The organism is Sulfitobacter sp. SK025, from assembly GCF_003352105.1.
GTDB classification, from domain to species: domain Bacteria; phylum Pseudomonadota; class Alphaproteobacteria; order Rhodobacterales; family Rhodobacteraceae; genus Sulfitobacter; species Sulfitobacter pontiacus.
This window is the reverse complement of record NZ_CP025808.1, coordinates 1087299-1109955: the sequence shown is the minus strand read 5'-3', so window position 1 is coordinate 1109955 and position 22657 is coordinate 1087299. Positions and strand designations below refer to the sequence as shown.

The window sequence follows — 22657 nt, the reverse complement described above, 5'->3', positions numbered from 1 at the left end:
CCGCAGGGGCGATGCCAAACGCGCTATTGGCTGGCCATGCCAACCATCATCGACCCCAGTGCGACAAGATGGATCAACATGATCGCTCTGTCATTCCACAGGGTGCCTACGATGAACCAACCGATGACGCCGACGATAAACAGATAGAGGTTCCATGGCGTCCAGCCGAATCCCGTTGCGGCGTAGCCGAGGATCTGCACGATGGACGCGGCCCATTTGATCCAGAACGCAAGTCGGGTGCTGCTGCGCAAGGCAATCAGATCAGACGGCACGGGTCAGCCCTCCGTCGATGCGCCAGTTCTGACCGGTGACATAGCCGCCTTGGTCGGACGCCAACCACCCGATGAGGGAGGAGACCTCTGCCTCGGTGCCATACCGGCCCATGGGGATGCGCGCGCGGCGGTCGTCTGTTTCGGGCAGGCTGTCGATGAACCCCGGCAAGACGTTGTTCATGCGGATGTTCTTGTCTGCGTATTGATCGGCGTAAAGCTTGGCGAACCCAGCAAGCCCCGCGCGGAAAATCCCTGATGTGGGGAACAGCGGGTCGGGCTCGAACGCCGCGAAGGTAGAGATGTTGATGATCGCGCCGCCGCCCTGTGCTGCCATGATCGGGGTCACCAGTCGCGTGGGGCGGATCACGTTCATCAGGTACACGTCCATGCCCTGATGCCAGTCGTCATCCGTCATCTCCAAGATGTCGCCCTTGGGTCCGTGACCGGCCGAGTTCACCAGCACATCCACGCGCCCCCACCGCTCCATAGCGCCATCGACCAACTGCGCCAGATCATCAACCGACTGGTTGGTGCCGGTGACACCGAAGCCGCCAAGCTCTTTGGCCAATGCTTCGCCTTTGCCAGAGGACGACAGGATCGCGACCTTGAACCCATCGGCGGCAAGCTTTTTGGCAGCCCCTGCCCCCATGCCGCTGCCGCCCGCTGTGATTAACGCTACTTTTTCTACACTCATGACGTTTGCCTCCTTTATGTGTTAGACAGCGCTAGCGCGCCTGCTTCACCGCAGGTAAGCACTTTGCAACGCTTCGACCAGCCAGACATACTGCTGCATGACGATAGGATTTCTACTGTGCCGACCTCGAACGATCTCCCTCCTCTGAACGGGCTGCGCGCCTTTGCAGCGGCGGGCCGCCATCTTACCTTTCGCGCCGCAGCTGATGAATTGGGCGTGACCCAAGGTGCCGTGGCCCAACAGGTGCGCGGGCTAGAAGACCATCTGAACCTGCGTCTCTTCCTCAGAGAGCCGCGCGGGTTGGCCTTTACCGAAGAAGGGCGCACCTATCACATCGCGATTTCCCGCGCCTTCGACCAGATGGCCGATGCAACAGATGCGCTGCGCACCGCGCCGTCCCACGTCACGATCAGTGTCACCCCCACCTTTGCGTCGAAATGGCTGATCCCCCGACTGGCAGCCTTTACCCAAGCGCACCCCGGCATCGATCTGCGCATCACCGCGACCGAAAGAGTGTCCAGCTTTCACGCGGATGGTATCGACCTTGCCGTGCGGCAGGGCAATCCGCCGTTCGGGGCGAGCCTGCGCGCGGATCTGTTGTTCGAGCAGCAGATCGTCGCCGTCTGCGCCCCCCATTTGGCAGAAGCGCTGAACACGCCGATGGACGCGGCAGGTATCGCAGAGGCGACACTGCTGCATGACACGCACGATCTTTGGCCGCAGTTCATCAAAACGGTCTTTGGGCGCGAAGTGCCGACGGCGCGAGGTCTGCGGTTCAACCAGACGACGCTCAGCCTTGATGCGGCGCTTGCGGGTCAGGGGATCGCCCTTGCCAACCGGTTTCTTGTCCAGCGTGATCTGCGTGCGAAACGGCTGGTGCAACCGATCGAAGGCGCATTGAGCGGTGGTAGCGGGTTTTACCTTTTGTCCCCACGGCAAGGCTCCCCAAGCGGTGCCGCCCATGTCCGCGATTGGCTACTGGGCCGCGCCCGCGACGACGTGGCAGAGGCCGCCCGAACTCCAAACGACGAAAGCAACCTTCCCATAGCGGAACCCTGACCCGCTGGCGGGGGTTCTTCTTCATAGATGTCACAAGACAAAGGGCCCCCTTCTCATGAAGACGACACTGACCGTTAACGGCGAAGACCATAGTCTTGACGCCGACACCCGCACGTCGCTGCTGGATGCGCTGCGCAATCACCTGAACCTCACCGGCACCAAAAAGGGCTGCGACCACGGCCAATGCGGCGCCTGCACCGTCATGGTCAACGGCCGCCGCATCAATTCCTGCCTGACGCTCGCCTGTATGCACGACGGCGACGAGATCACCACGATCGAGGGTCTGGGCGACGAACGCAACCTGTCCGACATGCAGCAGAACTTTGTCAAACACGACGGTTTCCAGTGCGGCTATTGCACACCGGGTCAGATCTGCTCAGCCACCGCCATGCTCGAAGAGTTCAAAGCCGGCTGGCCCTCTAACGTATCCGGCAGTCTGACAGCCTCGCCCGAGCTGACCGACGACGAGATATCAGAGCGGATGTCCGGCAATATCTGCCGCTGCGCCGCCTACCCCAACATTGTCGATGCGATCCGCGAAACGGCGAAGGGGCAGTCATGAAACAGTTCGATTACATCCGCGCCGGTGCGAATAGCGATGTCACCGGCACCCCAGATGCCACGATCATCGCCGGGGGAACCAATCTGCTGGACCTCATGAAGCTGGAGGTGATGACTCCCGACCGGCTGGTCGACATCTCGCGTTTGGACCTCAAACAAATTACCCCAACCCGCGACGGCGGGCTGCGCATCGGTGCCTTGGTCACCAATTCTGATCTGGCGGCGGATATGACCGTACGGTCGGATTATGCCGCGCTGTCCTCTGCCCTGCTGGCGGGCGCGTCCGGTCAGTTGCGCAACAAGGCGACCACGGGTGGCAACCTGCTGCAACGCACCCGCTGCTACTATTTCTACGACACCGATCAGCCCTGTAACAAACGCGACCCCGGCTCCGGCTGTGGGGCGATGGAGGGGGCGAACCGACTGCACGCGATCCTTGGTGTGACCGACAAATGTATCGCCAGCCACCCCAGCGATATGGCGGTGGCCATGCAGATGTTAGGGGCCGAGGTCGAGATAGAGGCCTCCGATGGTCTGACCCGTACAGTGCCGCTGTCCGACTTCTATCTGATCCCCACCGACCCCGCCGTCGAAACCGTCTTGCAACCGGGAGAGTTGATCACCGCCGTGATCCTCCCCGCCCCCGCCGAGGGTCGCCAGACCTACCGCAAGGTACGCGACCGCGCGTCCTACGCCTTTGCGATGGTATCGGTCGCGGCGCGGATCAAGGTGACGGATGGCAAGATCACCCAAGCCGCGATTGCCTGCGGCGGTATCGGATCAATGCCTTGGCGCGATCCGGCGGTCGAGGACGCGTTGATCGGGCAAGAACCCGCGCGCGAGGTGTTTGGCAAAGCCGCTGATATTCTGGTCGCGGAGGCCGCACCGAAAGAAGGCAATGCGTTCAAGGTGCCGCTGGCCCGACGCACGCTTATCGCCACACTCAAGGAACTCACGGGGGTACAGCAATGACCGACGGTAGCAATATTTCGACCGCCGAACTGACGATGGATGAACCCGATGACCGCAACCGGCTGGATGCCACGGTTCAGGGGTTGATCCACACCGGCATGGACCGCCCGGACGGCCCGCTGAAAGTATCAGGCCGCGCCACCTATGCGCATGAGGATCAGCCCACGGGCATGATGACCGGCGTTTTGGTGCGCGCCCCTGTCGCGGGCGGTCAGGTCACCGGTCTGAACGCCGAGGCGATCCGCAAGCTGGATGGGGTGCGCGGTGTGTTCCACGGTAAGACCTTCCTGCGTAATCCCGCCCAAGGCACCGCGAACGAAGCACCGGTGCAGCCGGACGGCAAGATCTCCTACGTCGGTCAGCCCGTGGGTTTGGTGGTCGCCGATACGTTCGAGCAGGCCCGCCACGCGGCCCATATGGTCGAGCTTCAGATCACGCCCGACGATGCGGTCACCGACCTGGAAACGGCAGAGATCGAGACCCCGAAGGAAAAGCAATCCTCCCAAGGTGATCTGGACGCCGCCCTGTCGCAAGCCGCCTATACCGTGGACGAAACCTATCGCACCGGCGGGCATAGCTCGTCGGCGATGGAACCCCACGCCGCGATCGCGCAATGGGACGGCGACAAGCTGACCCTGCGCGGGTCGTACCAGATGCTCAAATACAATGTGAATGAACTGGCCGACGCCCTTGGGATCGACCCAGAGAATGTGCATCTTCTGGCCCCGTTCGTGGGGGGGGGCTTCGGCTCCAAACTGGGGATCAGCCACGAGGCTGTGGCCGCGGCGCTCGCCGCGCGCGAGCTGGGGGCACCGGTGGCTGTCGTATTGACGCGCCAGCAGGTGCTAGAAGCGACAATGCGTCGATCCGAGACCGTGCAGCACATCAAACTCGCCGCGGATGCCGACGGGCGCATGACCGGCATTGGGCACGATTCTACCGTGTCGCAACTGATGGACGAAAGCTTTGCAGAGCCGGTAGCCCAGGCCACGCCATTCCTTTACCGTGGTGAGAACCGCGAGATCGGGATGCACATCAAGCGGATCAACCGCATGTGTGCAGGCTCTGTCCGCGCGCCGGGGGAAGCGGTCGGGATCACCGCGCTTGAAATCGCGATGGACGAACTGGCGGTCGCAAGTGGCATCGACCCTGTCGAATTGCGCAACCGCAACATTCCCGATGTCGACCCGTCAGACGGGCGCGCATTCTCGTCCCACAAATTGGCCGAGGCGTTGGATGATGGGGCCAAGACCTTTGGCTGGGACAGCCGCGAGGTCGGCAAGACGGATGGTGAATGGCTGATCGGCTACGGCATGGCCTCTGCCACTCGCGTCAATATGCTGGGCGAAAGCCACGCCCGCGTGACCCTGAACCAGGACGGTAGCCTGCTGGTTGAAACCGATATGACAGACATCGGCACGGGCACCTATGCGATCCTCACCCAGATTGCGGGCGAGATGCTGGGCGTGCCCTCGGACCGTGTAACCGTGCGTTTGGGCGACAGCAGCCTGCCCAAAGCCGCCGGATCCGGTGGCAGCTGGGGGGCCGCATCCTCGGGCGGGTCGGTCTTTGTCGCCTGCGAAGCCCTGCGCAAAAAGATCGCCGAAGCAATGGGCGTAGAGGAACGCGACCTGACACTGCAAGATGGTGTCGCCACCGCCAACAACCGTCGCGCCGATCTGCCGGAATTCACCAAGCATGGCCCGCTCACGGTCAAGGGCACAATCAAGAAGGGTGACACCCAGACCGACCGCCGCCAAGCCACTTTCGGTGCCTTCTTTGCCGAGGTAGGTGTGAACAGCGTCACCGGCGAGACGCGCGTGCGCCGGATGCACGGCAGCTTCGCCGCCGGTCGCATCCTGAACGCCAAGACTGCGCGCTCGCAATGTCTGGGCGGCATGACTTTTGGCATCGGCATGGCGCTGACCGAAGAGCTGATGTTCGACAAACGCGACGGCCATCTGGTGAACAACGATCTGGCTGAATACCACGTGCCGGTAAACCTTGATGTGCCACAGCTGACCGTGAACTTCGTGCAGGAACGTGACCCTTGGGCGAACCCCATGCAGGCCAAAGGCATCGGAGAGCTGGGCATCTGCGGCGCAGGCGCATCTATCATCAACGCGATCTACGACGCTTGCGGTGTGCGGGTACGCGATCTGCCCGCGACGATGGACAAGATCCTGTCGGGCCTTCCAGAGATGTAACCGGCTGCATCCGCAAACAAAGCAACCGGCGCGGCGAAAGCTTGCGCCGGTTTTTTTGTGGGGTTTTGTCTGTGTTTGGCCATTTCCCGGCAGGAGATCCGGCACGGGGGTAGCGCATCGTCCAATCCCGATCCCTGGGGCGGTCGTGGTACCCTTCGCCCTTACCGCTGGCGACACGACACAAAAAAGCCCGCGCAATGAAGCGCGGGCTTTTATCAGCTATATCGGCGTTATCAGGACTTCTTGACGTTCCCAACACCCTGTTTATCCGCCTCGGCTTCGGCAGCGTCGACAACGCGTTGGCCGGAGGCTTTGGCCTTCTCGACAATCGCGTCTGCCGCCGTATCACCCGGGGCCGCGGCGTCCGCGTCCTCTTTGGTTTCGCGCAACACCTTCTTCGCCTCGTCAGAGGCGGCCTGAGCAACCTTGCCGAGCTTTGCCTTTTCTTCGGCGAAGATACGTTCAGCGTCGGCCATCAACTGGTCGCTATGCTGACCCATGTAGCGGTCCTCGGTCCGGCTGCGGGGTAGTGCGGCCCCGATAGCGGCCCCAACGGCGAGCGCAAGCGCACCGGCGATCAGGGGCTGTTCTTCGTACATATCGACGGCACGATCCCGACCCTCGCGGCCATAGGAGGCGGCTGTCGCACGGGCGCGAACGGCGCTTTCACGGGCGGCAATGACACGCTCGCGGGCTTGCTCTGACAGGTCTTCAGTGCCCTCGGCCAGACGGCGGCGCAACTGCGCTGCGCGTTCGGAGGCGGAGGATGCAAAGTCGCGAGCGCCCGATGCGACGGAATGACCAGCATCAGACACCGCACCTGCGGCGCCCTTGGCTTTGTCTGCCACGGCCGAGCCTGCGTTTTGCGCGGACCCCGCTACGCTGGACGCCGCGCCCGAGACACGGTCCCCGGCGCGCGACGCCGCATCGCCTGCACGCTGTGCGATACCGGCTTGATCATCATCTTCGGTAAGCGCCCATGAGGGCACATCACCCGTCCGCGCAACATCGCCCGAGTAATATGGCTTGGACGGATCGCCGGGCTGTGGCCCCAGATCACGACGCTGGCCCACTGGAACAACGCCATGCTGCTGCGCACTGACCGGAAGGTCGTGGTCGTCGTGACGGACACCGTAATAGTTTGCACGCCCGCGGGTGTCGCGATAATCGCGATCATCGCGCGAGACATAGCGGTCGCGGCCTGGCATCTTGTCGCCGGCCATCAACCACGCGAGGCCAACACCGGTCAGCGCCAGCGCGATCGGATTGCGCTTTACCGCATCGGTGACAGAGCGGCCAATGTCGCCCCCGTGTTCGCGGAACTGGTCCGAGAATTGGCGGGCAATGGTTTCGACCGAGAACTTGTCTTGCAGATCATCCAGCGTGCTGGTCAGTCCGGCACGCTCGCGCTCGATCTCGCGTTCGATTTCTTCGGGGCTGCGGTTATTACTTGTCATCGTAAACCTCCTTCACGGCTTGCGCGTCACGTTTTACGTTTTTGGTAGTGCGAGTCGGTGCCAAGCTGCTGAGCTTCAGCGCATTGGTCCCTTTGTTGACCATCACATAGGCGATCAGCGCAAAGGCAACGCCGACGATCAGAGCCGACCACCCCGCAGGAATACCTGCTTCGGTGAGGGCTGCAACCAATGCCGCGGACAGCACGTTCAATGCGGTCAGGGCAACAACGACAGCGCCGACGATCAGACCGATGGCCGCACCCGCAGATTTCAGATTTTCGTTTACTTCGGCACGGGCCAGATCGACCTCGCTGCGGACCAGCGAACTGACATGGGTCAGCGCATCGCTCAGCAGGCTGCCGGTGGATTTATTGGGATCGGTGGTCATACTGTGCTCCCTTTTGGTGTGGTGTTTACGGCGGGGCTGGCGACATCACCTGTATCTAGGTTATGCGCGCGCTCTGCCGGTACGGGGCGCTCCATCTCGCGGCCCTCGTAGGCGTAGCGTTCGCCGCGTGCGCCAGTATTCGACGCTTTGGCAAACCGTGTCGCGGCAAAGCCGACCAAGGCAGCACCGCCCAGAAAGACGAAGGGGTTGCGTTTGGCAAAGTCAGTTACCGCGCCGACCATCTCGCCCAGATCCTTGTCACGCATAGAGTCAGAAGCATCCGCAAGCCCGTCTGCAAGCTGGCTGAAGGTGCGTTCTTGCGGCGACCCGCTGCGCAATTCGTCGGCGGCGGTGCGCAATGCGCTGGCCACGCCTTTGACTTCGCTCGCGGCGGCACCTTTGGCTTCGTCTGCATAGCGCGCAGCATCGGAGGCAACGGTGTCTGCCACGTCTTTCGCCCGCGCCTTGGCTTCATCCGTAGCGGAAGCGGCGGTGGCTTTTACTTTTTCATTCAGGTCCTGCGCGCCGGCAGGATTGCTATTTTTTGTATCAGTCATGATGCGCTCCTTTTGTTAGGCGATGAGGTTGAGAACGGCGAGAACGACCACGATCAGGCCGATGAGGTAGAAAATTCCATGCATTCAATTTCTCCTTTTTTTGTCACGTTCCTGTTATCAAAGGACCAACCGTCAAAGTTGAATTTCGTTCCCCGCTTCCGGCCTTAGGGACGATAAAACTTGCATCGGAACGAGTGTGATTTTGGGGTGCGTATAAAGGCACGCGCGAAGCCGCCGCGCACGCAGACAGCGTGGAACGCATTGGCGCATCTCCGCGTTGGACAGGGAATACAAATCACATCGCAAAGGAGATCGATATGCCGATGAACAGCCTTAAAGACGTGTACCATGACCAACTCCAAGACCTGTACAGCGCGAACAAACAGTCGCTGGATGTGGTCGTCGCCCTAGGCCGTGCCGCCAAGGATAAAGAGCTTTCCGAAGCCCTGATCGCCGGATCAAACGGCATCAGCGACGGCATGGAAAAGATTGCCGAGATTTGCAACGCCCACGGTATTTCGCCCACGGGTGAACACTGCAAAGGGATGGAAGGGCTTGTTGCAGAGGCGAAGGCTCACGCGCTGGAAGAAGACTATGGCGACGACGATGTACGCGACGCCATGATCATCACACAGTATCAGCGCATGGTGCATTACGCGCTGGCCGGATACGGCTGCCTTGTCGCCTTTGCCAACCGTCTGGGCAAAGACGAAGACGGTGCCATCCTACAGGAATGTCTGGACCAGACCTATGACGGTGACCGCCGCATGACAGACATCGCGACAGGTGGCGTGAACAAAGCCGCAGCCTAAGTTTGCGACAGTTGGGTGTAGCCCCCAACCAATGTGCAAAAGCCCCGCTGGATCAGCGGGGCTTTTCTTTTGTCTGCCTACCTCGAAAAACCGTGTCGCGGCTTTAGCTCGCCTCTGCCGCGGTCGCTTGGGGGAAGTAATCGACCCCCTCTTTCTCGGCGAGCTTGTGGATCTCTGCCATGATGCCTTCACGCGCGTCGCAGGCGGCCTCCCACGACGTGTTGGGGTCGGCACAGGGCACGAGGAACCAGACGTCCTTGCCCAGTACGTCCTGCCCCGCGACCCGCACGCATGCATCATCTCGATTACCCACGTAGTTCTCGTCCAGCGCGTCGATCACCTTGTCGAAAGCGTCTCGCAACGCATCCACATCTGCGGTGTGAGACAGTTTGATCTTAACGATGCGCAACATTTCCGGCTCCTGCATGGTCCAGTTCTTGAACGGGGTGGAGACGAATTCGGTCACCGGCACGACCAGCCGCGTGCCATCCCAGTCGCGCAGTTGCACATAGGTGAAATGGATCCGTTCCACATGGCATAGCGCGTCGTTGAACACGATACGGTCGCCGATCTTGGCTGACCCGTTCAAGGCGATCTGCAACGACGACATGATATTGCTTAATATGCTGCGCGCGGCGAAGCCCAAGACAAGGGTGACCGCCCCAGCCGTCCCCAGCAATGTCAGCCCGAGGTTCTGGAACACATTGGTCTGCGACAGGAATATACCGCCGCCAACCAGCACGACAGCTACAACAAAGACCCGACGCGCCGCCGAGATCCGCGTTGCGGTGGTACGTTTGTGCACCTCTTCCTTGAGGGTCAGATCGGTTTCCTCGACCTGCGTCAGGTGATCCAGGATAACCTCGACGCAATTGACCACAAACCATAGCCCCGCCCCGATCAGCCCCAGCCATGCGGTCGGGACCAACACCGTCGTAAGCTCTGCCGAGAAAGAGAAAATCTTGGCCTCGACCACAATGACAAACAGGGTCGACACGCCCACGCAGGCGGGCCCGCGTACCGATCGGAATATCTGCCGCGCCAGCTGCGACGGCACACGCTCCGCGATCCACCCCGTTAGCAACCAGACCAGTCGCGCCACGTAAATCGCCAGCGCGATCAGCACCGGCAGGCCGATGAGTTCCCACAGCGCAAGGTCAACGACCGTGTTTTCTGTCAGCACATCGGGCAGCATGGTTTCAAGCCGACCGGGCCCGTAGCGGGTGTAGAGCCGCGGAATATTCTGCACCGTGTGGCGCGAGAACACCCAGACAGGGTCGCCCCCTTCGGGCTTGATCCGGTTTAGGCGGATGGACGCGGGGTAGTCGTCCATATCAAGCGTCCACAGCAACAGCGATTTGCGCGGCGTGCCCGCCATCGCCTTGTCAGAGGAGGATGCCGCATCCAGCGCATCGGGCCGGTCCAGCAGGTTATCCCAGTTGATCACAGTTTTCCGGCTGATCACGGTTTCAAGCTGTCGGATCAGCGATGTCCCCACGTCCTGCTGGCGATCCTGCTGGATATCGGACAGGTCAAGCAGATGCGCGGCACCGACCCAATCATCGCGGCGCACGGCCCGCACAAGGCTTTCCATCGTCGCACGGGGTGTTTCGCGGTCGATTTCCGGCGTGACCGCGGGCAGACCGCTGTTCAATGCCTCGACGCAATACCAGCGGGCGGTATCGCAGGCCTCCTCTTCCTCCTGCGCCCAAAGCGGTGCCGCAAAAATCAAAAGGGTGGCCATCAGACCCGCGAGGTATCGTAGTTTGCTCAAATCACTCTCCATTCCGGCGTCACGACATCACGTGACATGTCGGGGTTGTGACTGAGCTAGCGCAGCTGCCGCATTCTACCAGTTTTGATCTGGGCAATTCGTGCCGCCAGACGCGCCTGACCGCAAGATCAGGCCCCCACCTGCCCTGTGGCTTCGTGCAACATCTTGGTCACATGGTTCGTGGCATAGGGCTTGGGCACAAAGGCAGCCCCGCTTGGCACGTCCGCTTCGTCAAGCTCGATCACGCCCGACGCGATCATGATCACCACCGGAGGCCAGGTCGTGCGCACATAGGCCGCCAGTTTGAGCCCGTTCATAGTGCCGGGCATATCAATGTCAGTGAACAGTATGCCAATATCAGAATGCGTCTGCATCACTTCTATGGCTTCGTCGGCTGATCCGGCTTCATAGGTCTTAAAGCCGGCCTCTTCGATCATATCGACGGCCCCCATACGGATCAGCGGTTCATCTTCTACGATCAGCACGGCGGGTAGGTTCTGATAATCCACGTTTGGACAGCTTTCATTAATGATCAATGGGCTCGCAGAGCACCATTCTTAGATCGTCAAACCTGCCAGTGGAGCTTGTAGCATAAAGCTCAAACCCTCTGGCGCGTAATTTAGTTCCGCCGATCCGTTAAAATATCCGGCAAGCGCTTGTTCTATCATCCGGCTGCCAAAGCCCTTGCGGCTTGGCGGTGTCACCAATGGGCCCCCGCTTTCGGTCCAGCTGAGGTGAAACTCCTCTGCCCCATCGCTTGCCCGAGCGACCTTCCACCGCACCGCAATCTTGCCGTTGTCCCCGTCACCGGACAAAGCGCCGTATTTTGTGGCGTTGGTCGACAGTTCGTGCAACGCCATCGTCAGGGCCAGCGCCTGTTTGGACCCGATCGGCACATCCGGCCCCTCTATCGCGAACCGTCCCTCACCCGTCCGGTGAGGGGCCAACGCGGCCTCGATCACCTCGAGGATACGGGTCTGTGCCCATGCGGCCTTGATCAAACGGTCATGCGCCTGCGCCATCATGCCGATACGCGACTGGATAGCGACCTGCGCATCCTTCAGGTTTTCGGACTGCCGCAGCGTCTGCGACACCATGACATTGACCATCGCAAGGGTATTTTTCACCCGATGGTTCATCTCGCCCAGCATCAGCTGCCGCTGTTCTTCGGCGACCTTGATCTCGTGTATATCCGTGCAGGTGCCATACCAGCGCGTGATCCGTCCGGCCTCGTCGCGCACAGGCTGGGCACGCCCCAGCACCCATCGATACTGCCCCGTGCGGTGCCGCAGGCGATATTCGATTTCATAGTGCTCGCCGGTCTCAAGACTGTGACCCCAACGCGCCCAGGCTTTCTCCTGATCGTCGTGGTGGAACATGCCGTTCCAGCCCTCGCCGTCGGTCGATCCTTCGGGCACACCGGTGAATTCATACCAGCGGTCGTTGTAATAATCGTGAAACCCGTCCGGCAAAGTGGACCAGATCATCTGATCGACCGAATTCGCAATCGCGTGGAACTTTGCCTCACTCTCGAACAGCTGACGCTCCCGCAGTTCAAGCTGCTCCAGATGTTTGCGCGCCTCATGCTGCCGCCGCCGCGCCTTGAGCGCGGAGCGCACCGAACGTACCAGCTCCTCTGCGTGCAAAGGGCGCGACAAGAGCACCGCGTTGCTCAGCTGGTCAATCCTTGCCGCCGCGTGGTTGCTGCGGCTGGAGGACGTGCCATTGGCCAGCACGATAAACGGGACATCCGACCACGGGGGCTGCGCGGCCAGCGCCTCTTGCAAGGTATCGACCCCGACGCCTGCCAGCGCCTCTTCGGTCACCAAAATCGCGCCGATTTGCCGCCCGACGAGGCCTGCAAGCTCCCCAAGGGAGGCGACGGATGTCGATGCGATATCCTGCTGGTCGAGCAACTGCCCGGCGACAGCCGCATCCCGTCCGCGTGGCGTGAAAATACCGACAGAGACCAAAAGCGCATCATCCGGGGTCTCTGGTTCGGATGACGATGCCATTTGTGGTGTCACTTTGCACCGTCGCTGGTTTGAGGATCGAGCTGCAAAAGCGCGTCTGTGCGCTGCGTGAACACCGGCGTCCCCGACAACACACCCGAGAAACTGCGGATAGGTTCGCCGATCACGATACCAGTCGCGTCGATCTTGAATTCACGGATGCTGCGTTCATGGTCAGACGTACGGGTCTTGATCACCGCGATGGATTTGCGCACTTCGCCATCGGCCTCGAAAAACCGCAGCATCATGACGGTATCCGCAAGATAGCTGATATCGATGTCGGTCCGCAGTTCCCCTGTGACACCATGTTGCCCAAGGATCATCAGCGACACCACGCCCTGCTGCGCGAGATAGCTGAGCAGTTCATGCATCTGTAGCACAAGAAAATTATCACTTGGCATCGCGTGCAAATACGCGTTGAGGCTGTCGATCACGACAACACTTACACCGTCCTTTTCCACCGACGTGCGCACCGCGCTAGCGAATTCACCGGGCGACAGTTCCGCCGGATCGATCTGCCGGATTTCCAACTGCCCGTTGTCGATGAACGGCTGCACGTCCATGCCAAGCGCCCGCGAGCGGGTAAGCAACGTCGACAGCCGTTCGTCGAACAGGAAATACGCGGCTTTCTCGCCTCGGTTCAGCGCGGCCAGCATGCAGCGCACCGCCGTCGTTGTCTTGCCCACGCCAGCAGGACCGGCCAGCAGGGCGTTGGTGCCGGGCACAAGCCCCCCGCCCAGCAAAGCGTCGAGTTCGTCCAGCCCCGTTGTCGCCGCATCAGCCGAAAAATCGCGCGCATGATCCGCCGCGATCAGGCGCGGGTAGACGCACAGCCCGCCCTTTTCGATGGTAAAATCGTGGTAGCCGCCGTGATACTTCAGGCCGCGCATCTTGATCACACGCAACCTGCGCCGTTCCGACCCGAAATCATTGGCCAGTTGTTCAAGCGAGACGACGCCATGAGCGATAGAATGGAGCTGTAGATCCCCCGGTTCAGCCGTGCGGTCGTCCAGCATCAAGACCGTGCACTTACGCCGCGCAAAGAAATGCTTTAGCGCCAGGATTTGCCGACGATAGCGCAGCGGGTTCTGCGCCAGCAAGCGCAGCTCTGACAGGCTGTCGAGAACGACACGGGTCGGATTATTCTCTTCCACCAGATTGATGATACCCCGCACGGTCTCCCCAAGTTCGACTTCGCTTGGGTGCAGCAAGGATTGCTCCCGATCAGAGCTGTACTCGTCTTCCGCGACCAGCTCGTAGAGATCAATATCGTCTAGCGTCCAGGAATGGGACTGTGCGACAGCGGTGAGCTCATCAACCGTTTCGGAAAGCGTGATATAAAGCCCGCGCTCACCATTTTCGCGACCATTCATGAGGAACTTCAACGCAAGCGTTGTTTTGCCGGACCCCGGCGTCCCCTCGACAAGATACAGCCGATGCGGGGTCAACCCGCCACACAGCACATCATCCAAACCAGACGTCCCTGTCGACAGCCGCGTCTGCGCCGCCCCAGTGGTACGATCGCCCATTACTTGCACCCCACTCGTATCATACTCTTACGGTGCCCTTACTCCAGCAGTGGGCCCATGTATCCGCCGTATTTTACGCAATGATTAACATTCAAGCAAATCGATTTGTATCGATAGAACGTCAGAGTGCCGGATGACCCGCGAAAATGTCGGCAAAGGGGCGGTTGCCGATTGCTCTTGAAAAACCCGCGCGGCTTTGCCACCTATGGCAGTGTGAGGACGACCTCCCCTGAATGGAAAACTGTCGGGACGACCCGGCCCTTCAATGAGGTATAACATGCGCTCTGCATTTGACCGTCTTCGCCACGCCATCAGTTTTGAAATCATCGCGCTGATCCTTGTGATCCCCGCAGGCGCGATCCTGTTTGACGTGCCCCTACATGACTTTGGTGTCGTGGGCATTGTCAGCGCCACGCTCGCGACGCTTTGGAACCTTGGCTATAACGTGCTTTTTGACTTGGCCTTACAACGGCTGACCGGAACCACCCTGAAATCGCGCATCGTCCGGGTGCTGCACGCACTGGCGTTCGAGGCGGGGCTGCTGATGGTTCTGCTGCCCTTCATCGCGTGGTATCTGGGGATCAGCCTGTGGGATGCCTTCGTGCTGGATATCGCACTGGCGGCATTCTACCTCGTTTATTCCTACGTGTTTAACCTAATCTACGACACGCTTTTTCCGCTGCCCGAGTGGTCGCAAAAGCAGGCGGAAAGCGCCTAGCCCACCAACCCATTGTGGTGATCAGACCGGCAAGGTGAATGACGCCTTGATCCGGTCCATCACCACGGTGGTTTTGAACCCTTTGATATCGGGGTTGTTGTAGAAGAAATCGCGGGTGAACGCCTCGTAATCCTGCATGTCCTTGGCGCTGACGATCAGCATAAAGTCGGTCTCTCCGGTCACGTAGTAGGCGCTCATCACTTCTGCCCGCTCCCGCACCGCCCGCTTGAAACGGTCGATGATATCGGACCGTTCCCGCGCCAGTTCCACCGCGATCAGCATGGTCAGGGAACGGCCCACGGCCTCGGGCGAGACGACGGCGATATCGGCCTCGATCACCTTGGTCGCTCGCAGCCGCGCAAGGCGCCGCTGGACCGAGGTTTGCGACAGCCCGACCAGTTCGGAAAGGCGCGCGCTGGTGAGCAGATTGTCGCGCTGCACGTGATGCAGGATTTTCCGGTCTATCGCGTCAATCATCCTAAATTCCCCATATCTTACAAAAGTTTGCAGCTTTTACCCGCGTAGCGGCATTATTCGCATAAATGCACAGCTCGAAAAAGCTAAACTCGCACAATACCCTGGCAGGAATCCCCACATGATCGACCATTCTTTTACACAGCACGAATATGCAGCACGTCTGGCGAAAACACGCGCCGAAATGGCAAACCGCGGGCTGGACGCGCTGTTTGTCACCGATCCGTCCAATATGGCGTGGTTGGCGGGCTATGACGGTTGGTCGTTCTACGTGCATCAAGGCGTGCTGCTCACCCACGAAGGCCAGCCCGTCTGGTGGGGCCGCGCCATGGACAGCGCCGGTGCCCAGCGCACCACCTATCTGGATGATGACAATATCGTCGGCTACGATGACACCTACGTCCAGAACCCCGACAAGCACCCGATGGAGGAACTCGCCCGTCTCATCGCGGACCGCGGGCTAGAGAATGCGCGCATCGGGTTCGAGCTGGACAACTATTACTTTACCGCTTCGGCATTCCTGACGCTGCAAACGCGGCTGCCGGGCGTCAATATCCAGAACGCCACGGCGCTGGTGAATTGGCAACGCGCGGTGAAATCCCCGACCGAACTTGAATATATGCGCCGCGCCGCACGGATCGTTGAACGGATGCACGAGGTGATCCGCGAAAAGGCCGAGGTCGGGATGCGCAAGAACGATCTGATCGCGGACATCTATCACGCCTCCGTCAGCGGGGCCGAAGGGCATTGGGGCGACTACCCCGCCTGCGTGCCCATGACGCCCTCGGGTCTGGATGCCACCGCGCCGCATATCACATGGGACGATGCCCCCCTGCGCAACAACGAAGGCACGTTCTTTGAAATCGCGGGCGCGCACCGACGCTATCAATGTCCGCAGTCGCGTACTTTGTTCTTGGGCAAGCCTCCGCAGAAGTATCTGCATGCAGAGAATGCCGTGCTCGAAGCGATTGATGCCGGGCTAGAGCAGGCCAAACCCGGCAACCGCTGCGAAGACATTGCCCGCGCCTTCAACACCACCCTGCGCAATCGCGGGTTCGAGAAAGACAGTCGCTGCGGGTATGCCATCGGCCTGTCCTACCCTCCGGACTGGGGCGAACGCACCATGTCGTTCCGCGCAGGAGATACCACCGTGCTGGAACCCGGAATGACCTTCCACTTCATGCCCGCCCTTTGGCTTGACGACGGCGGGATCGAGATCACAGAGCCGATTGTCATCACGCAAACCGGTGCCGAATGCCTGTGCACCACCCCGCGTGCGCTTGTGATCAAGGAATAGCGCTATGCGGGACAATCCTATCTCGGCCACCATCGATTTTGACTGCGACGGCGTGCAGCACGGCTATCTGCGCCTGCCCTATAGCCGCAATGACAGCGCTTGGGGGGCGATCCAGATTCCGGTGACCCAAGTGAGAAACGGCGAAGGCCCCTCTGCCCTGCTGACCGGCGGCAACCACGGCGACGAATACGAAGGGCCGCTGGCCTTGGTCGAGCTTGCCCAGACCTTGAAGGCCAAGGATGTCACGGGGCGCGTGATCATCCTCCCCTTCATGAACCACCCCGCCTTTATGGCGGGGACGCGGGTGTCTCCGTTGGACGGGGTGAACATGAACCGCAGCTTCCCCGGCCGCCCCGATGGCACCCCCACCCAGAAGATCGCGGATTACTTTCAACGGGTGCTGCTGCCGATGGCGGATGTCGTGCTCGATTTCCATTCGGGCGGCAAGACGCTGGATTTTCTGCCCTTCGCCGCCTGTCACACGCTGGACGACCCTGACCAACAGGCCCGCTGCCGCACCGCGCGCGATGCGTTCAACGCGCCTTTCAGTGTCGAGATGCGCGAGATCGACGCGCTTGGCATGTACGACGACGCGGCAGAGGTGATGGGCAAGACATTCGTCACCACCGAATTGGGCGGCGGCGGCACTGCCACGCCTGAAACCGCGCAGATCGCCCGCAAAGGGGTGCGCAACCTGCTGATCCACGCCGGTATCCTGCAAGGCCAGCCCGTCACCGCGCCATCGCGCATGCTGTCGCAAGACGACGACCGTTGTTTTCACGTCACCAACCACGGTGGGCTGGTCGATTTCAACGTCACCCTTGGCGACACAGTGGCCGAAGGCGACCTGATCGCGCGTCTATGGGACAGCCAGCATACGGGCCTGCCCCCGCGTGAGATCCGCGCCCAGATGGGGGGCATCGTGATCGCCCGCCATCATCCCGGACTGGCACAGCCGGGCGATTGCCTTGCCGTGCTGGCCACCGAACTCACCTGAAACTCTCCTAAACAGAAAGCCTGACCTATGCTTCGCAATGATGATCAACTCGCCACATGGGACCGCGAAAACTTTTTCCATCCCTCTACGCATCTGGCACAGCATGCGCGGGGTGAATCCGCGACGCGGGTGATCACAGGGGCGTCGGGCGTCCATATCGAGGACCGCGATGGCAACCGGATGCTGGACGCCTTTGCCGGGCTCTATTGCGTGAACGCGGGCTATGGCCGGACCGAAGTCGCCGACGCCATCGCCGAACAGGCGCATCAGCTGGCCTATTACCATTCCTATGTGGGCCACGGGACAGAGACGTCTATCACGCTGGCCAAGATGATCATGGACCGCGCACCGGCGCATATGTCCAAGGTCTATTTCGGTCTGTCCGGCTCGGACGCGAACGAGACGAACATCAAGCTCGTCTGGTACTATAACAACATCCTTGGTCGCCCGCAGAAAAAGAAAATCATCTCGCGCTGGCGCGGCTACCACGGGTCGGGGCTGATGACCGGATCGCTGACCGGCCTGTCGCTGTTCCACGACAAATTCGACCTGCCGATGAACCCCGTGATCCACACGGACGCGCCCTATTACTACCGCCGCAAGGACCGCACCCAGTCCGAAGCCGAATTCACCGCGCAATGCGCCAACGCGCTTGAAGCGCTGATCCAAGCCGAAGGGCCAGACACCATCGCGGCCTTTATCGGGGAACCCGTATTGGGGACCGGCGGCATCGTGCCCCCGCCCGCCGGGTATTGGGACGCGATCCAAGAGGTGTTGAACCGCCACGACATCTTGCTGATCGCGGATGAGGTCGTGACCGGCTTTGGCCGTCTGGGGACGATGTTCGGGTCGGATCACTATGGGCTGAAACCCGATCTGATCACCATCGCCAAGGGTCTGACCTCGGCCTATGCGCCGCTGTCGGGGTCGATCGTATCGGACCGGATGTGGAAGGTGCTGGAACAGGGCACGGACGAGAACGGCCCCATCGGTCACGGCTGGACCTATTCGGCGCATCCGATCTGTGCCGCGGCGGGTGTCGCGAACCTCAAGCTCATCGACGACCTGAACCTTGTCAGCAACGCGGCCGAGGTGGGCAGATATCTGAACGCCTCGATGAAAGAGGCGCTTGGCGATCATCCGAATGTGGGGGACATCCGTGGCGAAGGGCTGCTGTGCGCGGTTGAGTATGTTGCCGACAAGGCAGACGCCACGCCGCTTGATCCTGCTGCCAAGGTGGGGGCCGCGATCTCTGCCGCGATGCTGGAACGCGGCGTGATCGCCCGTGCCATGCCCCAAGGCGACATCACTGGCTTTGCCCCGCCCTTCTGCATCACCCGTGCCGAGGTCGATACCGTCGTCGCCGCGACCGCGGATGCGGTAAAAACCGTGCTGGGATAAACGCCCCGGTTCGCCTTGTTTCGCAGGGCGAACCGACCCCCACAGGTGAGGCATAATGCGGGCGCTAACACGGCGCTTGGCCGTTGCAGCCCCTGATTGTTTGCGCAATGACTACCCCAAGCTACGGGAGGAGCGCAGATGCCACATTGGTCACAGGCGATCACGGATCGCATACAAACAGAAACCCATTTTGACGGTCGCGAGATCAAATGCTTCAAGGATCGCCCCGCCGACCTGAACGCCATGCTCGCCGCGGCCCTTGCCCGCGCCCCCGATCAAGAGGCCGTGGTCAGCGGCGAGACCAGACTGACCTATACCGAGCTTGACTTGCACGTGGGCCGCATCGCCGCAGGGCTGCGCGCGCGTGGGGTCGAAAGGGGCGACCGCGTTGCGCTGCTGCTGTCGAACCGCTGGGAATTCATCGCGACCATGATGGGCTGTCTGCGGCTTGGCGCGATTGCCGTGCCGATCAACATCCGCGAAGGCACGCCAGAGCTGGCGTTTATCCTGCGTCAATGCGGTGCCAAGATCGCCGTGCATGGCATGGATGTCGCGGACCGCCTGCCCGCACCGGCCGATCTGCCCGGGCTGACCCACCGCTTTTGCGTTGGCGGCACAGTGAAGGGGTCAGACGCTTTTGATACGCTGCCCGCGCAGGCTCCGCTGACCGGCGCCGTGCCGCTGCACGCGGATGACATCGCGGTGATCCTCTATACCTCGGGCACCACAGGCCAGCCCAAAGGGGCGACGCTGACCCATCTGAACATCGTCCATTCCGCGATGCATTTCGAGCTTTGCATGGAGCTGGGGGCCGGTGAACGGTCGCTGCTGTGCGTGCCCGCAAGCCATGTAACCGGGCTGGTCGCCACTGTCTTTACCATGCTGCAAACCGCAGGCTGCACCGTGATGATGGAGGTCTTCGGTGCCCATGAATTCTTGTCGCTGACCGCCGACGAAAAGGTCACGCAGACGCTGATGGTGCCAGCGATGTACAACTTGTTCCTACTGCGCTGCAATGTCGAGGACTACGACCTGCAACACTGGCGGATCGGGGGCTACGGCGGCGCGCCTATGCCGCAATCCACCATCACCGAACTGTCGGAAAAGCTGCCGAACCTCTGCCTGATGAACGCCTATGGCGCGACGGAGCTTACCTCTGCCGTGACGATCCTGCCGATGGGGTTCGGCACCAAACGCGCGGATAGCATCGGCATCGCCGTACCCTGCGCCGACATCCGCATTGTCGATCCTCAGGGCAACGACGTGCCCGACGGCACCCATGGGGAGCTTTGGATCAAGGGCGCGATGACCGTGCCCGGCTATTGGGACAACCCCGACCGCACCGCCTCCGAGTTTCACGACGGCTATTGGAAAAGCGGTGATATGGGGTCACGCGATGCCGAGGGGTTCATCTGCCTGCACGACCGCCGCAAGGATATGATCATTCGCGGCGGATATAACATCTACAGCGCCGAGGTCGAAAACGCCCTGACCGCCCACCCCTCCGTGATCGAATGTGCCGCCATCGGCTGCCCTGATCCGGTGCTTGGGGAAAAAATGCATGTTTTCATCCACACCACGGATACCGCGCTGGATATTGATGCGATCAAGGCTTTCGCACGCACAATGATGGCGGACTACAAAGCCCCCGATTTCGCGACGTTCGAACCCGATCCCCTGCCGCGCAACGCCAATGGCAAGATCGTCAAGAACACGCTTCGCGACAGGCTGAAGGCGCAGGCCTGAGGGCATGAAAAAAGCCGCAGCGCACATTGGCGCTGCGGCTTTCATCTGTGTCGGTGCAGGCGCGATCAGGTCGCGGCCGGTTGCGCGTAGGCGAGCTCATGGTCGCCAAGGTCCATGATGTCTTCGCCGGATTTGTCCCACTCGGCCCGATCTTCGTCCGTCGCTTTGGGCGAGAACAGACCGGTCACCGCATAGAACACACCGATCAGCGGTGCGGTCCAGCAGGCAAAGGCCAGCGGGATATACAGCAGGTTGGTCAGGTTACCGTCCATGACCCCCAGCCCCAAAGCCGAGATCACAAAGGCACCACCGGCGTTCCACGGGATCAGCGGGCTCATCAGCGTGCCGCCTTCTTCCACCGCGCGGCTGAGGTTCAGGGTCGAATAGCCCATCCCACGGTACAAGGGCGCATACATACGACCCGGCAGCGCGATAGAGATATAAGGATCACCCGCAACCATATTGGTCGCAAAGGCCGTCCCGATGGCCGAGCTTTGTACCGCGCCAAAGCTTTTCACGCGGCTGACGATCGCCAGAATGATCGCCTCCAGACAGCCGGTGCGCTCCAGCGCGCCGCCAAAGCCCAAGGCAATCAACATCAGCGAAATGGTCCACATCATCGACTGGATGCCGCCCGCGTTCAGCAGGCTGTCGATGTCGGCGATGCCCGTGTCGATGGAATAGCCCGATTGCGCGAAGGCGAACACGTCATGCAGCCCCGCGCCCTGCCAGAAAATTGCCACCAGTCCACCGGCCAGCACACCGGCAAACAGCGACGGCAGCGGCGGCTTTTTCATCAGCGCCAGCACAATCACGATCAAGGCAGGCGTCAGCGGGATGATCCCGAGGCTAAAGCGTTCCTCCAGACCGGTTGTGATCTGATTGATGCTGCTGACGTCGCCTGCTCCCTCTTCGATCAGCATGAAGCCGACGACCACATAGATCACCAGCGCGATGATCATCGCAGGGACGGTCGTGGGCAGCATGTTCTTGATGTGGTCGAAGACATTCGTCCCCGTCACCGCAGGCGCCAGGTTCGTGGTGTCCGACAGCGGCGATACCTTATCGCCAAAGAACGCGCCCGACACGACCGCACCGGCGGTCCAATAGGCCGGGATACCGAAACCCGCACCGATCCCCATCAGCGCCAGACCAATGGTACCGACCGTGCCCCAGCTGGTCCCCAACGACAGGGAAACCACCGCACAGAGGATCATCGCGGCTGCCAGAAAGATCGACGGGGTCAGCAAGGTCAGCCCGTAATAGATCAGCGTAGGCACCGTGCCCGACGCGATCCAGACGCCGACGATCATGCCGACCACGATCAACACCGCCAGTGACGGCATCGACACGTGGATCACGTGGAACACGCCTTCGCGGATGTCCATCCACGTCTGACCGCGAAACACACCCAGCAGGGACGTGATGGCCAATCCGAGGATGAGGGGAATATGCGGCGTGAAGTCGCCATAGTAGAAAAGTTGCAGCGCCAGAAGGCCAAGCGTCAGAACGACGGGCAGCAGCGCCAGCGGGAGCGATGGAAGGTCTTTATTGTCCATTTTGTCCTCGTTTTTGTATTCTTGTTTACTGATACACACACAGATTCCCTTTAGGGTGGCATTGCGGACCTGTGATGCCAACCAATCTTATTCTAGGGCGATTGAACGTCATTTCCGGCAATTTTCCGCTGTATTTCAAAGGGACTAGACAACACCTGCACTCAGGGGCGC

Annotated in this window: 21 protein-coding genes; 10 read left to right on the top strand and 11 right to left on the bottom strand. The window is 61.0% G+C overall.

What is annotated here, in order from left to right; all coding sequences use genetic code 11:
- Positions 1-23: 23 nt before the first annotated feature.
- Both C1J04_RS05310 and C1J04_RS05305 read right to left on the bottom strand, forming a co-directional pair.
- Positions 24-272: a DUF6552 family protein gene (locus C1J04_RS05310; RefSeq protein ID WP_009826291.1), complete on the bottom strand. Its 249-nt coding sequence runs from the start codon at positions 270-272 to the stop codon at positions 24-26.
- On the bottom strand, positions 262-966 hold the full coding sequence (locus C1J04_RS05305; RefSeq protein WP_037943629.1) for an SDR family oxidoreductase: 705 nt from the start codon (positions 964-966) through the stop codon (positions 262-264). The genes C1J04_RS05310 and C1J04_RS05305 overlap by 11 nt, the downstream gene beginning before the upstream one ends.
- A gap of 117 nt (positions 967-1083) precedes the next feature.
- Between C1J04_RS05305 and C1J04_RS05300 the strand changes: the two genes are divergently transcribed.
- The 4 genes from C1J04_RS05300 to C1J04_RS05285 are packed head-to-tail and all read left to right on the top strand — an operon-like array spanning position 1084 to position 5765.
- A complete protein-coding gene (locus tag C1J04_RS05300; protein WP_009826289.1) occupies positions 1084-2025 on the top strand; it encodes a LysR substrate-binding domain-containing protein in 942 nt (313 codons plus the stop codon).
- Positions 2026-2080: 55 nt separating this feature from the next.
- Positions 2081-2587, top strand: a complete 507-nt coding sequence (locus C1J04_RS05295) for a 2Fe-2S iron-sulfur cluster-binding protein (RefSeq protein WP_005852029.1) — start codon at positions 2081-2083, stop codon at positions 2585-2587.
- Positions 2584-3558 carry an FAD binding domain-containing protein gene (locus tag C1J04_RS05290; protein WP_009826288.1) on the top strand — a complete coding sequence of 325 codons (975 nt, stop codon included), beginning with the start codon at positions 2584-2586 and terminating at the stop codon, positions 3556-3558. Before C1J04_RS05295 ends, C1J04_RS05290 begins: the two co-directional genes overlap by 4 nt.
- The gene (locus C1J04_RS05285) at positions 3555-5765 is read left to right on the top strand and encodes a xanthine dehydrogenase family protein molybdopterin-binding subunit (protein ID WP_009826287.1); all 2211 of its coding nucleotides are present in this window, start codon (positions 3555-3557) and stop codon (positions 5763-5765) included. Before C1J04_RS05290 ends, C1J04_RS05285 begins: the two co-directional genes overlap by 4 nt.
- Positions 5766-5998: 233 nt before the next feature.
- Here C1J04_RS05285 and C1J04_RS05280 read toward each other — a convergent pair whose 3' ends face one another.
- The 3 genes from C1J04_RS05280 to C1J04_RS05270 are packed head-to-tail and all read right to left on the bottom strand — an operon-like array spanning position 5999 to position 8167.
- Positions 5999-7222: a DUF3618 domain-containing protein gene (locus C1J04_RS05280; RefSeq protein WP_009826286.1), complete on the bottom strand. Its 1224-nt coding sequence runs from the start codon at positions 7220-7222 to the stop codon at positions 5999-6001.
- A complete protein-coding gene (locus tag C1J04_RS05275; RefSeq protein WP_005852019.1) occupies positions 7212-7610 on the bottom strand; it encodes a phage holin family protein in 399 nt (132 codons plus the stop codon). The genes C1J04_RS05280 and C1J04_RS05275 overlap by 11 nt, the downstream gene beginning before the upstream one ends.
- The gene (locus C1J04_RS05270; RefSeq protein WP_009826285.1) at positions 7607-8167 is read right to left on the bottom strand and encodes a hypothetical protein; all 561 of its coding nucleotides are present in this window, start codon (positions 8165-8167) and stop codon (positions 7607-7609) included. Before C1J04_RS05270 ends, C1J04_RS05275 begins: the two co-directional genes overlap by 4 nt.
- Positions 8168-8484: 317 nt before the next feature.
- Here C1J04_RS05270 and C1J04_RS05265 point away from each other — a divergent pair, with 317 nt between their 5' ends.
- Positions 8485-8979 carry a ferritin-like domain-containing protein gene (locus C1J04_RS05265; RefSeq protein WP_037954206.1) on the top strand — a complete coding sequence of 165 codons (495 nt, stop codon included), beginning with the start codon at positions 8485-8487 and terminating at the stop codon, positions 8977-8979.
- A gap of 103 nt (positions 8980-9082) precedes the next feature.
- Here the strand turns inward: C1J04_RS05265 and C1J04_RS05260 are convergent, their stop codons facing one another.
- The 4 genes from C1J04_RS05260 to C1J04_RS05245 all read right to left on the bottom strand — a co-directional run bounded on the left by C1J04_RS05260 (position 9083) and on the right by C1J04_RS05245 (position 14294).
- A complete protein-coding gene (locus C1J04_RS05260) occupies positions 9083-10753 on the bottom strand; it encodes a mechanosensitive ion channel family protein (RefSeq protein ID WP_254655149.1) in 1671 nt (556 codons plus the stop codon).
- 128 nt (positions 10754-10881) lie between these two features.
- Positions 10882-11262, bottom strand: a complete 381-nt coding sequence (locus tag C1J04_RS05255; RefSeq protein ID WP_037954204.1) for a response regulator — start codon at positions 11260-11262, stop codon at positions 10882-10884.
- Positions 11263-11310: 48 nt separating this feature from the next.
- Positions 11311-12768 carry a sensor histidine kinase gene (locus C1J04_RS05250; protein ID WP_009826281.1) on the bottom strand — a complete coding sequence of 486 codons (1458 nt, stop codon included), beginning with the start codon at positions 12766-12768 and terminating at the stop codon, positions 11311-11313.
- An 8-nt stretch (positions 12769-12776) separates the two neighbouring features.
- On the bottom strand, positions 12777-14294 hold the full coding sequence (locus C1J04_RS05245; RefSeq protein ID WP_114865256.1) for an ATPase domain-containing protein: 1518 nt from the start codon (positions 14292-14294) through the stop codon (positions 12777-12779).
- Positions 14295-14571: 277 nt separating this feature from the next.
- On the opposite strand from C1J04_RS05245, the gene C1J04_RS05240 reads away from it, so the two are divergent.
- On the top strand, positions 14572-15012 hold the full coding sequence (locus tag C1J04_RS05240) for a PACE efflux transporter (protein WP_009826279.1): 441 nt from the start codon (positions 14572-14574) through the stop codon (positions 15010-15012).
- 21 nt (positions 15013-15033) lie between these two features.
- On the opposite strand, the gene C1J04_RS05235 is transcribed toward C1J04_RS05240, so the two are convergent.
- Complete coding sequence (locus C1J04_RS05235) at positions 15034-15489, bottom strand: Lrp/AsnC family transcriptional regulator (RefSeq protein WP_009826278.1); 456 nt, start codon at positions 15487-15489, stop codon at positions 15034-15036.
- A 118-nt stretch (positions 15490-15607) separates the two neighbouring features.
- Between C1J04_RS05235 and doeA the strand changes: the two genes are divergently transcribed.
- From doeA to C1J04_RS05215, 4 genes are all read left to right on the top strand, one after another.
- The gene (gene doeA / locus C1J04_RS05230; protein ID WP_009826277.1) at positions 15608-16783 is read left to right on the top strand and encodes an ectoine hydrolase DoeA; all 1176 of its coding nucleotides are present in this window, start codon (positions 15608-15610) and stop codon (positions 16781-16783) included.
- A gap of 4 nt (positions 16784-16787) precedes the next feature.
- Positions 16788-17780, top strand: a complete 993-nt coding sequence (gene doeB, locus C1J04_RS05225) for a N(2)-acetyl-L-2,4-diaminobutanoate deacetylase DoeB (RefSeq protein WP_009826276.1) — start codon at positions 16788-16790, stop codon at positions 17778-17780.
- A gap of 27 nt (positions 17781-17807) precedes the next feature.
- Positions 17808-19181: an aspartate aminotransferase family protein gene (locus tag C1J04_RS05220; RefSeq protein ID WP_009826275.1), complete on the top strand. Its 1374-nt coding sequence runs from the start codon at positions 17808-17810 to the stop codon at positions 19179-19181.
- A gap of 138 nt (positions 19182-19319) precedes the next feature.
- Positions 19320-20927, top strand: a complete 1608-nt coding sequence (locus C1J04_RS05215) for a class I adenylate-forming enzyme family protein (protein WP_009826274.1) — start codon at positions 19320-19322, stop codon at positions 20925-20927.
- Between the two features lie 65 nt (positions 20928-20992).
- Here the strand turns inward: C1J04_RS05215 and nhaC are convergent, their stop codons facing one another.
- Positions 20993-22486 carry a Na+/H+ antiporter NhaC gene (gene nhaC, locus C1J04_RS05210; RefSeq protein ID WP_037954620.1) on the bottom strand — a complete coding sequence of 498 codons (1494 nt, stop codon included), beginning with the start codon at positions 22484-22486 and terminating at the stop codon, positions 20993-20995.
- Between the last annotated feature and the right edge of the window lie 171 nt (positions 22487-22657).